A 13800-nucleotide genomic window follows, 5' to 3' on the forward strand; every position below is an offset into this window, starting at 1 on the left:
GATTACTTTTTTCTTCTCTCAATAATGTACTTAGACGATTGTTTCTTCGGAGCTCTAGTCTTAAGTCCCTTAGCATACAATCCCTTACGAGATCTTGGGTGACCTCCGGAAGCACGTCCTTCACCACCACCCATCGGGTGATCAACCGGGTTCATAACAACACCACGGTTACGAGGACGACGGCCTTGCCAACGAGAGCGTCCAGCCTTACCTGAGCTTTCCAATCCATGATCTGAGTTACCAACGCTACCGATAGTAGCTTTACAAGTGCTAAGTATTTGTCTTACTTCACCTGAAGGCAATTTAATTACACAGTATTTACCTTCTCTTGAAGTCAGCTGAGCGAAGTTTCCTGCTGATCTAACCAGAGCAGCACCCTGACCCGGACGCAATTCAATATTATGAATTACTGTACCGACCGGGATATTCTGAAGCGGAAGTGCATTACCAATCTCAGGCGCCGCATTCTCTCCGGACATCAAAGTCGCACCAACTTGCAATCCATTGGGAGCAATAATATATCTTTTTTCACCATCAGCATAAAACAACAAAGCGATACGAGCCGAACGGTTCGGATCGTATTCGATCGTTTTTACAACTGCCGGAACACCGTCTTTATTTCTTTTGAAATCGACAATTCTGATCACTTTTCTATGGCCACCACCCATGTAGCGCATTGTCATCTTACCTTCGCTGTTACGACCGCCAGATGATTTTTTACCATATACAAGCGACTTTTCTGGTACTGATGCAGTAATTTCCTCGAAAGTACCAATAATCTTATGTCTTTGCCCCGGTGTAGTGGGCTTAAATTTACGTACTGCCATTTTTATTAAATATTGCTATAAAAATCAATAGTATCTCCTTCTTTCAATGTCACGATTGCTTTTTTGTAAGCATTCGTACGACCATTGATGATACCTGCTTTTGTATAACGGCTCTTATTTTTGCCAGCATACTTCACAGTATTTACATCAACTACCGTAACATTATAAAGGGCTTCAACTTCACTCTTAATTTCCAATTTATTAGCTTCAGGACGCACGATAAAGCCGAAACGATTCAGCTTATCAGTTATCGCAGTCATTTTCTCTGTCACCAACGGTTTAATAATAATTCCCATTATTTAAGCCTCCTTTTTAGATTAAGATATTGTCAATAGCCTTCAAAGAGCTTTCGGTAAGCACAACAACCCCAGCATTCAATACTCTGTAAGTATTTAATCCTGAGATAGTCTGAACGTTAGCACCTTCGATGTTACGAGCTGACAAATATACATTTTTATTTGCTTCTGGTAAAACTACAAGCAGTTTTTTGTCAGAAACTTTAAGATTTTTTATCATTTCAACGAAAACCTTAGTCTTTGGAGCCTCAAAGTTGAAGTCTTCCACCACTACGATTGCGTTGTCTAGAGCTTTATACGACAAAGCTGACTTACGAGCTAATGTCTTAACTTTTTTATTCAGTTTGAAGTAGTAGTCTCTCGGTTTCGGACCAAATACACGTCCACCACCTACGAGCACCGGTGAATTCATGTCACCACGACGAGCACCGCCACCACCTTTCTGACGACCGATTTTACGAGTAGATCCGCTGATTTCGCTTCTCTCTTTTGACTTGTGAGTACCCTGACGCTGGTTAGCCATAAATTGCTTTACGTCCAGATAGATAGCGTGGTCATTGGGCTCAATTCCGAAGATAGATTCGTTTAACGTAACCTTTCTTCCAGTGTCTTCACCTTTAATGTTATATACGTTAACTTCCATTATTTTTCAATTAATACGATTGAACCTTTGCAACCCGGTACAGAACCCTTGATCAAAAGAAGATTGTGTTCCGCGATTACTTTTAATACCTGTAAGTTTTGAACAGTAACTCTGTCGCCACCCATTTGTCCGCCCATGCGCATTCCTTTGAATACTTTTGCAGGATACGAACATGCACCGATAGAACCCGGTTTACGGGCACGGTTGTGCTGACCGTGAGTAGATTGACCTACACCACCAAAGCCATGTCTTTTAACTACACCCTGGAAGCCTTTACCTTTAGAAGTACCAACAACGTCTACATAGTCTGCGCCGTCGAACAGTTCTACTGTAACAGTATCACCCAGATTTAACTCGTTTTCAAATTCCTTGAACTCGGCCAAGTGTCTCTTCGGTGTTACTCCAGCCTTTTTAAAGTGACCCATCAACGGTTTAGTTGTATGTTTTTCCTTTTTGTCCTGGAAACCCAACTGAACGGCTGCATAGCCATCTTTTTCTACGGTCTTTACCTGAGTAACAACACAAGGACCTGCTTCGATAACAGTGCATGGTACATTCTTACCATCGGCACTGAAAACGGATGTCATTCCGATTTTTTTTCCTAATAATCCTGGCATTTCACTAATTTTTAAATACTACACTTTAATTTCTACTTCTACACCACTCGGTAACTCCAACTTCATCAGAGCATCTACAGTCTTAGCTGTTGAGCTATAGATATCAATCAGTCTCTTGAATGAAGAAAGTTCAAACTGCTCTCTTGATTTTTTGTTAACGAAAGTAGAGCGGTTCACTGTAAAGATACGCTTGTGCGTCGGAAGGGGAATCGGTCCGCTAACAATAGCACCGGTAGCCTTCACTGTTCTAACGATCTTCTCAGCTGATTTGTCAACCAAGTTGTGGTCGTAAGATTTCAGTTTAATTCTAATTTTCTGACTCATTAGTTCTTTTAATTAATAAATTTATAAATAAGATAAAGCGGCAGGCTAAGAGTCATTCGCTAGCCTGCTGCTTAAGATATTTTTAGAGTAAATCAGCACGTCCTTTTACTTCTTCCAATACTGCCTTAGCAATAGAGTTAGAAACCTGAGCGTGGTGAGAGTAAACCATTGATGAAGTTGCACGACCAGAAGTGATGGTACGCAACGCAGTTACATAACCGAACATTTCAGCCAACGGAACCATTGCTTTCACGATACGGGCTCCAGAACGGCTTGATTCCATACCTTCAACTTGGCCACGGCGTTTGTTCAAGTCACCGATAACGTCACCCATGTTTTCTTCCGGAGTAACGACTTCCAGTTTCATGATAGGTTCCATCAATACAGGACCTGCCTTAGCACAAGCATTCTTATATGCCTGGATAGCACAGATTTCGAAAGACAACTGGTCAGAGTCAACCGGGTGGAATGAACCATCGACCAAAGTCACTTTCAATGAATCCAGCGGATAGCCGGCCAATACACCATTCTTCATCGCAGTCTGGAAACCTTTCTGAACTGAAGGAATGAATTCCTTAGGAATGTTACCACCCTTCACTTCATCAACGAATTGCAGGCCACCTTGAGTAAAGTCTTCATCAACCGGGCCGATGTTCACAATAATATCAGCGAACTTACCACGACCACCAGACTGTTTCTTATAGACCTCACGCAAATTAACTGTCTTCGTGATAGCTTCTTTGTAGTTAACCTGAGGTTTACCCTGGTTACATTCCACTTTAAACTCACGTTTCAGACGGTCGATGATGATATCCAAGTGAAGCTCACCCATACCGGAAATAACTGTCTGACCTGTTTGTTCGTCAGTTTTCACTGTAAATGTCGGGTCTTCTTCAGCCAATTTAGCCAAACCGTTAGACAGTTTATCCATATCTTTCTGAGTCTTAGGCTCAACTGCGATACCGATTACCGGTTCCGGGAAGTCCATTGATTCAAGAACGATCGGAGCTGTTTCATCGCACAGCGTATCACCAGTGTGAATATCTTTGAAACCTACACCGGCACCAATATCACCTGCACCGATAACTTCTACCGGGTTTTGCTTATTTGAGTGCATCTGGAACAAACGAGAAACACGTTCCTTCTTACCTGAACGAGAGTTGTAGATATAAGAACCTGCTTCAATCTTACCAGAGTATACACGGAAGAAAGTCAAACGTCCTACATACGGGTCAGTAGCGATCTTAAATGCCAAAGCTGAAGTTTTATCGTCTTCGCTCGGTTTACGATCTTCCTCAGCACCGGTATCAGGATTTGTACCAACTACATTTTCAGTATCCAACGGAGAAGGCAAGAAAGCACAAACATAGTCAAGCAAAGTCTGTACACCTTTATTCTTGAATGAAGAGCCGCACAACATCGGAACTACTGCCATCTGAACAGTTGCATTGCGAAGGGCTCTCAACACCTCTTCTTCTGTGATAGTAGAAGGATCGTCGAAATATTTCTCCATCAAAGCATCGTCAAATTCAGCAACTTTTTCAAGCATCTTATCTCTCCATTCGTTAGCTTCGTCAACGAGGTTAGCCGGGATCTCTTCCACAGTGTAGTCAGCACCCATTGTTTCATCATGCCAATAGATAGCTTTCATCTTGATCAGGTCAACCAATCCTTTGAAGCTTTCTTCTGCACCGATAGGAATAACAACCGGACACGGATTTGCACCCAAAACAGCCTTCATCTGGCGAACTACTTCAAAGAAGTCGGCACCCGAACGGTCCATTTTGTTAACGTAAGCGATACGCGGTACGTTATATTTGTCAGCCTGACGCCACACAGTCTCTGACTGAGGTTCTACACCGCCTACTGCACAGTAAGCAGCGACAGCACCATCAAGAATACGAAGTGAACGTTCTACTTCAGCAGTGAAGTCAACGTGTCCCGGGGTGTCAATCAAGTTGATTTTATAAGTATCACCAGCATACTTCCAACGAGTAGTTGTAGCAGCAGAAGTGATAGTGATACCACGTTCCTGCTCCTGCTCCATCCAGTCCATTGTTGCGGCACCGTCGTGTACCTCACCGATTTTGTGAGTTAAACCGGTGTAGAACAGGATACGTTCAGAAGTTGTTGTCTTTCCGGCATCAATGTGAGCCATGATACCGATATTACGAGTCAAATGTAAATCATTCTTTGCCATTTTCTTTTTCCTTTACTTTAAGTTTTTAATCAAATAGGTATTTCTTATAGTAATTAGAATCTGAAATGAGCAAATGCACGGTTAGCTTCAGCCATTCTGTGCATATCTTCTTTACGTTTGAAAGCACCGCCTTGTTCATTGAATGCATCCATGATTTCAGCAGCCAATTTATCAGCCATAGATTTACCACCTCTCTTACGAGCAAACAGAATCAAGTTCTTCATTGAGATTGATTCTTTACGGTCCGGACGGATTTCAGTAGGAACCTGGAAAGTTGCACCACCCACACGGCGTGATTTTACTTCTACTTGAGGAGTTACGTTATCCAACGCTTTTTTCCAGATTTCAAGAGCTGATTTTTCTTCGTTAGGAAGTTTTGTTTTTACTGTTTCCAGTGCGGCGTAAAAGATTTCATAAGAAGTATTCTTCTTTCCGTCATACATCAGATGGTTTACAAATTTAGAAACCTTCTGGTCATTGAACACGGGATCCGGAAGGATTACGCGTTTTTTTGGTTTTGCTTTTCTCATTTGTTTGAAAAATAATGTTTTTTGTTTTTGGTTGTCTATTTCTTGACGTCTTCAACTCCCCCTCCGGGGAATTTACTCAACCTTTTTATAGCTTATTCCAACAAACTAAAACGAAAGTTATTACTTTTAATTTAAAAAATCAAATTCGGAATCACTCCGGATTATTTCTTCTTAGCCGGTGCTGCTTGTCCCGGTTTCGGACGTTTAGCTCCATATTTAGAACGTCTCTGAGTACGTCCGGCTACACCTGCTGTATCGAGTGTACCGCGAACGATGTGGTAACGTACACCCGGAAGGTCTTTTACACGACCACCGCGAACCAGTACGATTGAGTGTTCCTGCAAGTTGTGTCCTTCTCCCGGAATGTAAGAGTTCACCTCTTTCTGGTTAGTCAAACGTACACGAGCTACTTTACGCATTGCAGAGTTCGGCTTCTTCGGAGTAGTTGTATATACTCTCACGCAAACGCCACGTCTTTGAGGACAAGAATCCAAGGCTGGAGATTTACTTTTCTCCACCAGCACTTCGCGTCCTTTTCTTACTAATTGCTGAATTGTAGGCATTTTAAATTGTTTTTTAATTTATATTATTGTTATATTAATTTCGTAACTATACATTTTGGGCTGCAAAAATACGAATAATATTTGAATAATCAATGCACTACATCTTTTTTTTAATTTTTAAGAGCTTATTTCCCGGAAATCATTTCAATGGAAAGAAATTTGGGTGTAGCCATCCGCTCACCAAGGCTACACCTTTTCCACCGGATAGCTACACCCATTGCCTCGGATGGCTACACCCTTTCTGCTTTCTTCAGGCTTCTCCCTTTATATCCAATATAGGTGGAGTATCTTCTTCCTGCAACCGGATCGAACCGAACGCACGCTCGTATTTGGCTATATTTTCTTCAAGCGCCCGTTGTAAACGTTTGGCATGTTCGGGAGCAAGAATAACACGCGACTGCACTCCCGCTTTGGGCAATCCGGGTAATACCCGTACAAAATCGAGCACAAATTCTGAACTTGAATGAGTGATAATGGCTAAATTAGCATATGTGCCCTGTGCCACTTCTTCTTTCAATTCTATTTGCAACTGATTATCGGGATTCTGATTTTCCATACTTTAATTATTATTGATTATTCTAAATTCTTCTGGCACAAATATACAGATAATGTTTTATAGTAAAGACAAATGCCTTACACTCTTTTCAACAGAATGCAAGGCATGCAATAACAGACCATTATTAACAACTCCCCCTCTTTCTTTATCCAATACCTGAAGCCAGATCAGGAACATCCGGATTGTTAAGAAAGGAAGAACAGACTTATATAGTTCTCAAACGATATCTGAATAATTTCTGGAACAGTTATAAATCATAAACGGCGAACAATAACCTCCGTACACTTTGATAGTGCTATCTTATTCATTGTTCACCGTTCATAAACCACCACCCATTATTAAGAGTTAGATGTCAACTTATCTTTCACCTCAGTCGCTTTATCAGCCACCTTTTCGGCCACTTTAGCACCTGTCTTCACGGCCTTCTCTTTTGCTTCAACGACTGCCAATTCGGCATCTGCCTCTATTTCATGAAGAGCATTGAACACATCATTTTTCAATTTCTTAGCTTTCGCTGTGCGCGAAAAATGATAAACCAGCGCACCGATGGCAGAACCGATTCCAAGTCCCACCAGGAATTTTGCATTTCCACTTCCCATAAACTATTAATTTTTATATAACCACAATAAACAATATCGTTCTATAATAAAGCTCGTTTTCCCTATCGGGAACGACTGAAAAAAGAGGCTATCCAAAGAAATAAAATGGCACCGACAACGGAAGTAATCAAACTACCGATGATTCCGGTTGCTGCCAGCCCGAGAAGGGCAAATACCCAGCCACCCAACACACCACCTATAATCCCTAACAGGAGATTGACTAAGAGGCCGAAACCTCCTCCGCGCATTATCTTACCGGCAAAATAACCGGCAAGGATACCTATCAAAATGTACCAGATAAAATTCATAATGCTTGATTTATATTGTTTTGTTATAGGAACGCTATAGGCACTGAAATGTTCGGGAGTCAAAGAAGGAATTAACGACTATTGAGAAACCTGCCTAAGCAAGCAGTACAGACAGATCGGATTTTCGGGTAACAAATTGTGGCGCTTACTAAAAAGGGGTTATCTTTGCCGAAAAGATAATCTTAGGTTCTATGAAAAATATAATTTACAACATAAAAAAGCAGTCTGAGATGTCTGATGAAACAATAGATTTACTGACGAAACAGCTGACTCCGTGCCGATTCCCTAAAAGGTATCTGCTGATACGGGAGGGAGTCTATCACAAATACGCTTATTTCATAGAAAAAGGAATCACACGGTCGTACTGGCTGGTAGACGGAAAAGAGGTTACGACTTCTTTTTCGTGTGAAGGAGATATCGTGTTCAGCATGGATGAGTTATACTACGGTAAACCCAGTGAAGAGTTTGTGGAAACACTGGAAGATGTACTGCTCTATGCCATCCCCATCAAGACACTGATCGAACTGTACGAAACAAATATAGAATTGGCTAATTGGGGAAGAGTCATTCATCAGAATAGATATCGGGAACTCCATCGCAAACATAAAGAACGGCTGACATTGTCGGCCCGAGAGAGGTATGCAAAACTTAAAGAAAGACTTCCCGATGTCTGCAGCCGGGTCAATCTGGGTTATATTGCCGCCTATCTGGGCATTACTTTGCCTACCCTGAGTAAAATAAGGGCGGAAGAGTGATTTTTAATGTAGAGCAAATGCTGACAGCAAAATAGGTTGTACATTTGTCGCTTAACACATTTAAATCAATTATATCATGGAATTAAAGAAAAGAGAGAATATAGGTTGGATTGACCTGCTGAGGGTGCTCGCCTGTTTCTTCGTTGTTTTTTCGCACTGCTGCGATGCGTTCATCGGGCAATTTGACGCCAATCGGGAGTCGTTTCTGACAGGAACATTTTTAGGTAGCTTGATGCGCCCATGTGTACCCATTTTTGTTATGATGACCGGTGTATTGCTATTTCCCGTACGAACCGACATGGGGACATTTTACAAGAAGAGGATCGGGAGACTGATTCCTCCGATAATCTTTTGGTCACTGGTCTTACCTGTACTGTATTTCGTATATCTGAACTACATCAACCCTAATACTCAAAATCCATTGATTTCCATGCCGGATCATAGTTTGGAGGCTTTGTGGATCAAACTGTATACATTTATCTTTAACTTCAATTTCGATACAGTTCCATTATGGTATCTCTATATGCTGATTGGCCTGTATTTGGTGATGCCTATTGTCAGTGGTTGGTTGGAAAAAGCGTCGAAAAAGGAACTGAAGCTATTCCTAAGCATTTGGGGCGTGAGTCTAATAGCACCTTACGTTAAAATGTTCGCTCCGATGCTGGGCTATCAAGGCAACTATGGCAATATGGGTTTATGGGGAATATGTGATTGGAATGACTACGGAACTTTCTATTATTTCTCAGGATTTATCGGCTATCTTTTACTGGCCTATTATCTTACGAGGTATCCACTAAAGTGGAGTTGGAAGAAACTCTTGGGCGTCACCATTCCGATGTTTCTGGTAGGCTATCTGATTACTTCATACGGATATGTCATCACACAGAACCACTTCCCGGGCAATTATGCCTATTTGGAAATTGTATGGTACTTTGCGGGCATCAACGTGTTTATGATGACCTTCCCAGTATTTGTAATCGTGCAGAAAATAAAGGTTCCTTCAAACCGATGGTTATCCCATATGGCATCACTCACATTCGGCATTTACCTGAGCCACTACGTATTTGTATTTGTCGCCTACGACTTGTTGGATAAGGAACAGTTACCATATATCGTACGTATCATCAGTATGGCCTGTCTCGTATTCCTGACATGCTACGCTATCGTCTGGTTAATGTCGAAAAGTAAACTAACCAATCGTTTCATACGATAACATCCTATAAAAAAGAGCAATCACCTTTACGGCAATTGCTCTTTTTCAGTTATAGTCAATTGAATTGTATTATTCTACTTCATTATAGTCAAGCACAGTCTTTTTGTTAGCCAAAATACGATCGTACTCTTCTTTAGAACCTACAATGATCTTATCAAATTCGCGCAGTCCTGTACCTGCCGGAATGAGGTGACCGCAAATTACGTTCTCCTTCATACCTTCCAATTTATCTATCTTACCGTTGATGGCAGCTTCGTTCAAGACTTTAGTTGTTTCCTGGAAGGAAGCAGCTGACATAAAGCTTGAAGTCTGCAATGCAGCACGAGTGATACCCTGAAGAATCTGAGTAGAAGTAGCGGCAACAGCATCACGCACTTCAACCGGTTTAAGGTCACGGCGTTTCAACATACTGTTTTCATCACGCAACTTACGGGCAGTAACAATCTGACCTGCTTTCAAGTTTTCAGAATCACCAGCATCTACAACTACCTTCTTACCCCAGATACGATCATTTTCTTCCATGAATTCCAGTTTATCGACAACCTGTTGTTCAAGGAAACGAGTATCGCCCGGCTCGTCAATAGTTACTTTACGCATCATCTGACGAACGATAATTTCAAAATGCTTATCATTAATCTTCACACCCTGCAAACGGTATACGTCCTGAACTTCATTCACGATATATTCCTGTACAGCCGTAGGACCTTTGATCGCCAAAATATCAGCCGGAGTGGTAGCACCATCAGACAGCGGAGTACCGGCACGAACATAATCGTTCTCCTGTACAAGAATCTGTTTAGACAGCGGAACAAGATATTTCTTCACTTCACCAGTCTTAGAAGTAACGATGATCTCACGATTACCACGTTTCACCTTACCCATAGTTACCTCACCATCTATTTCAGATACAACAGCAGGGTTCGACGGGTTACGTGCTTCAAACAACTCTGTAACACGAGGAAGACCACCGGTAATATCACCAGCCTTACCTACGGCACGCGGAATCTTAACGATTACCTCACCAGCTTTCACCTTCTGACCATTTTCGATCACAACGTGTCCACCCACAGGTAAGTTGTATGTACGAATCAAGTCACCATCTTCCGTCAAAATATGGGCAGAAGGAACTTTAGTTTTATCCTTAGATTCGATAATGATAATTTCACGAAGTCCGGTTGCTTCATCCGACTCAATCTTATAAGTAACGTTTTCAATAACGCCCTCGAATTCGATCTTACCAGTAGCCTCCGTAATGATAACAGCGTTGAACGGGTCCCACTTCGCAATCAGTTTACCTTTTTCTACTATTTCACCATCGGCTACATAAAGTGTAGAACCGTAAGGAACGTTGTGTGTAGAAAGTACAATACCCGTATTGACGTCGATGAAACGAACTTCAGCCAAACGGCCTACTACCACTTTGGCAGCTTCACCTGTTTCGTCGACAATATCTACCGTACGAAGTTCTTCGAATTCCAAACGAGCATTGTTCTTGGCAACGATACTTGCATTAGCTGCGATATTGGCAGCCGTACCACCGGCATGGAATGTACGCAGTGTCAACTGTGTACCCGGTTCACCAATAGACTGGGCAGCAATTACACCGACAGCCTCACCTTTCTGAACCATATGGTTCGTGGCCAGGTTACGGCCGTAACATTTCGCGCAAACTCCCTTCTTCGATTCGCAAGTCAATACCGAACGGATTTCAACACTTTCGATCGGAGACTCCTGTATCTTCTTAGCGATATCTTCTGTAATTTCTTCACCACCAGCAACCAACAGTTCTCCGGTCTGGGGATGTATGATATCATGTACGGATACACGACCAAGGATGCGTTCGTACAAGGTAGCGATAACTTCATCGTTGTTCTTAAGGTCTGTACAAACCAATCCGCGGAGCGTACCGCAATCCTCTTCATTAATAATAACATCATGCGAAACGTCTACCAGACGACGAGTCAGATATCCGGCATCGGCAGTCTTCAATGCGGTATCGGCCAAACCTTTACGGGCACCGTGGGTAGAGATAAAATACTCCAATACGGAAAGTCCTTCTTTAAAGTTCGACAAAATCGGGTTTTCGATGATCTGGCCACCTTCGGCACCTGCTTTCTGCGGCTTAGCCATCAAACCACGCATACCGGAAAGCTGACGAATCTGCTCTTTAGAACCACGGGCACCGGAATCAAGCATCATGTACACAGAATTGAAACCCTGATCATCAGAAGAAATAGTCTTCATCAAAATGTTAGACAACTCAGAGTTAACATGTGTCCAGATATCAATCACCTGATTGTAACGTTCGTTATTGGTAATGAAACCCATGTTATAGTTATTGATCACTTGCTCAACTTCATCGTAACCTCTCTGAACAAGTGTCTCTTTCTCTTCTGGAATGATAATATCACCCAAGTTGAATGACAGACCGCCTTGGAAGGCCATCTTGTAACCCAAATTCTTGATTCCGTCAAGGAAATCAGCAGTTTTAGCAACACCGCAAGCCTTGATTACGGCACTAATAATGTCACGTAGCGACTTCTTAGAGATAATAGTATTGATATATCCTACTTCAGGCGGAACGATCTCGTTCACGATTACACGACCTACTGAAGTTTCACGCATTACATCAACAATGTTTCCATTTTCGTCAAGGTCTTTCACAATAACCTTCACCGGAGCATGGATGTCTACCTTACCTTCATTATAAGCGATCAACGCTTCTTCCGGACCATAGAATGTGAGCCCTTCACCTTTCGCGCCTTTACGGAGCTTAGTAATATAATACAGACCAAGCACCATATCCTGTGAAGGAACAGTAATAGGAGCACCATTAGCAGGATTCAGAATATTGTGAGAAGCCAACATCAACATTTGGGCTTCAAGCACTGCTTCGTTACTCAAAGGCAAGTGAACCGCCATTTGGTCACCGTCAAAGTCGGCATTAAACGCTGTACATGCCAATGGGTGTAACTGGATAGCTTTACCCTCGATCATTTTGGGTTGGAAAGCCTGGATACCCAAACGGTGAAGTGTCGGAGCACGGTTCAGCAATACCGGATGACCTTTCATTACGTGTTCAAGGATATCCCAAATCACCGGCTCCTTACGGTCTACAATTTTCTTAGCAGACTTCACAGTCTTTACGATACCGCGCTCAATCAGTTTACGAATAATGAACGGTTTGTACAACTCGGCAGCCATCAGCTTAGGAATACCACACTCGTGCATTCTCAATTCCGGACCAACAACAATTACCGAACGAGCTGAATAGTCAACACGTTTACCCAGCAAGTTCTGACGGAAACGTCCTTGCTTACCTTTCAAACTGTCTGACAATGATTTCAACGGACGGTTGGCATCAGTCTTAACTGCACTTGACTTACGTGAGTTATCAAACAATGAATCAACAGATTCCTGGAGCATACGTTTCTCGTTGCGGAGAATCACTTCAGGAGCCTTAATTTCAATCAAACGTTTCAAACGGTTGTTACGGATAATCACACGACGATAAAGGTCATTCAAATCGGATGTAGCAAAACGACCACCATCCAACGGAACCAATGGACGAAGTTCAGGCGGGATCACCGGTACAATTCGTACGATCATCCATTCCGGCTTGTTGCGTCCGCGTGATGCACGGAACGACTCCACCACCTGAAGACGTTTCAGAGCCTCGTTCTTACGTTGCTGCGAAGCATCATTGCCGGCACGGTGGCGCAGTTCGTATGACAACGCATCAAGATCAAGACGTGCAAGCAAATCATAGATCGCTTCGGCACCCATCTTAGCGATGAACTTGTTAGGATCCGTATCTTCCAGATACTGGTTGTCTTTGGGAAGAGTATCAAGAATATCGAGATATTCTTCTTCCGATAGCAAATCGAATTCGGCAATGCCGTCTTCAGCTTTCACACCTGGCTGAATGACAACATAACGTTCGTAGTAAATGATAGAATCAAGTTTCTTAGTGGGAAGACCCAGTAAGTAACCGATCTTATTGGGCAGCGAACGGAAATACCAGATGTGAGCCACAGGCACAACAAGCTGAATATGTCCCATACGTTCGCGACGTACTTTCTTTTCAGTAACTTCTACACCACAACGGTCGCAGACAATACCTTTATAACGGATACGTTTGTATTTACCGCAATGGCATTCGTAGTCTTTGATCGGGCCGAAGATACGTTCGCAGAACAAACCGTCACGCTCGGGTTTGTATGTACGATAGTTGATGGTTTCAGGCTTTAATACTTCACCACTCGAATTCTCAAGGATTTCTTCCGGAGAAGCCAAACCGATAGAGATTTTCGAGAAATTGCTCTTGATCTTATTTTCTTTTCTAAAAGCCATACTTTTATAATTATAT

14 protein-coding genes are annotated in these 13800 nt (G+C 42.3%); 2 read left to right on the plus strand and 12 right to left on the minus strand.

Going from position 1 to position 13800, the window contains the following annotated elements:
• Positions 1-2 precede the first annotated feature (2 nt).
• From rplB to ISX59_RS16725, 11 genes are all read right to left on the minus strand, one after another.
• A complete protein-coding gene (gene rplB, locus ISX59_RS16675; RefSeq protein WP_005782195.1) occupies positions 3-827 on the minus strand; it encodes a 50S ribosomal protein L2 in 825 nt (274 codons plus the stop codon).
• Positions 828-832: 5 nt separating this feature from the next.
• Positions 833-1123 (minus strand): 50S ribosomal protein L23, encoded by a 291-nt coding sequence (gene rplW, locus ISX59_RS16680; RefSeq protein WP_005782193.1) that lies wholly within the window; start codon positions 1121-1123, stop codon positions 833-835.
• A 16-nt stretch (positions 1124-1139) separates the two neighbouring features.
• A complete protein-coding gene (rplD, locus tag ISX59_RS16685; protein ID WP_220576082.1) occupies positions 1140-1766 on the minus strand; it encodes a 50S ribosomal protein L4 in 627 nt (208 codons plus the stop codon).
• A complete protein-coding gene (gene rplC / locus ISX59_RS16690; protein ID WP_005782189.1) occupies positions 1766-2383 on the minus strand; it encodes a 50S ribosomal protein L3 in 618 nt (205 codons plus the stop codon). The genes rplD and rplC overlap by 1 nt, the downstream gene beginning before the upstream one ends.
• A gap of 18 nt (positions 2384-2401) precedes the next feature.
• Positions 2402-2707, minus strand: a complete 306-nt coding sequence (gene rpsJ, locus ISX59_RS16695) for a 30S ribosomal protein S10 (protein ID WP_005782187.1) — start codon at positions 2705-2707, stop codon at positions 2402-2404.
• Positions 2708-2789: 82 nt separating this feature from the next.
• Entirely contained in the window at positions 2790-4907 is a 2118-nt protein-coding gene (gene fusA / locus ISX59_RS16700) for an elongation factor G (protein WP_005782185.1), read from the minus strand.
• Positions 4908-4960: 53 nt separating this feature from the next.
• Entirely contained in the window at positions 4961-5437 is a 477-nt protein-coding gene (gene rpsG / locus ISX59_RS16705) for a 30S ribosomal protein S7 (protein ID WP_005782183.1), read from the minus strand.
• 161 nt (positions 5438-5598) lie between these two features.
• Positions 5599-6000 carry a 30S ribosomal protein S12 gene (gene rpsL, locus ISX59_RS16710; RefSeq protein ID WP_005675419.1) on the minus strand — a complete coding sequence of 134 codons (402 nt, stop codon included), beginning with the start codon at positions 5998-6000 and terminating at the stop codon, positions 5599-5601.
• Between the two features lie 250 nt (positions 6001-6250).
• Positions 6251-6556 carry a DUF3467 domain-containing protein gene (locus ISX59_RS16715; protein WP_032539203.1) on the minus strand — a complete coding sequence of 102 codons (306 nt, stop codon included), beginning with the start codon at positions 6554-6556 and terminating at the stop codon, positions 6251-6253.
• Positions 6557-6894: 338 nt separating this feature from the next.
• On the minus strand, positions 6895-7155 hold the full coding sequence (locus ISX59_RS16720; protein WP_005782178.1) for a YtxH domain-containing protein: 261 nt from the start codon (positions 7153-7155) through the stop codon (positions 6895-6897).
• A gap of 62 nt (positions 7156-7217) precedes the next feature.
• A complete protein-coding gene (locus ISX59_RS16725) occupies positions 7218-7463 on the minus strand; it encodes a GlsB/YeaQ/YmgE family stress response membrane protein (protein ID WP_005791529.1) in 246 nt (81 codons plus the stop codon).
• Between the two features lie 191 nt (positions 7464-7654).
• Between ISX59_RS16725 and ISX59_RS16730 the strand changes: the two genes are divergently transcribed.
• Both ISX59_RS16730 and ISX59_RS16735 read left to right on the plus strand, forming a co-directional pair.
• Positions 7655-8218 (plus strand): Crp/Fnr family transcriptional regulator, encoded by a 564-nt coding sequence (locus ISX59_RS16730; RefSeq protein ID WP_005782174.1) that lies wholly within the window; start codon positions 7655-7657, stop codon positions 8216-8218.
• A 76-nt stretch (positions 8219-8294) separates the two neighbouring features.
• On the plus strand, positions 8295-9431 hold the full coding sequence (locus tag ISX59_RS16735; protein WP_220576083.1) for an acyltransferase: 1137 nt from the start codon (positions 8295-8297) through the stop codon (positions 9429-9431).
• A 69-nt stretch (positions 9432-9500) separates the two neighbouring features.
• Here ISX59_RS16735 and rpoC read toward each other — a convergent pair whose 3' ends face one another.
• Positions 9501-13784 (minus strand): DNA-directed RNA polymerase subunit beta', encoded by a 4284-nt coding sequence (gene rpoC, locus ISX59_RS16740; RefSeq protein ID WP_005811389.1) that lies wholly within the window; start codon positions 13782-13784, stop codon positions 9501-9503.
• Positions 13785-13800: the final 16 nt, after the last annotated feature.

The organism is Bacteroides sp. FSHCM14E1 (assembly GCF_019633785.1).
Lineage (GTDB): Bacteria > Bacteroidota > Bacteroidia > Bacteroidales > Bacteroidaceae > Bacteroides > Bacteroides hominis.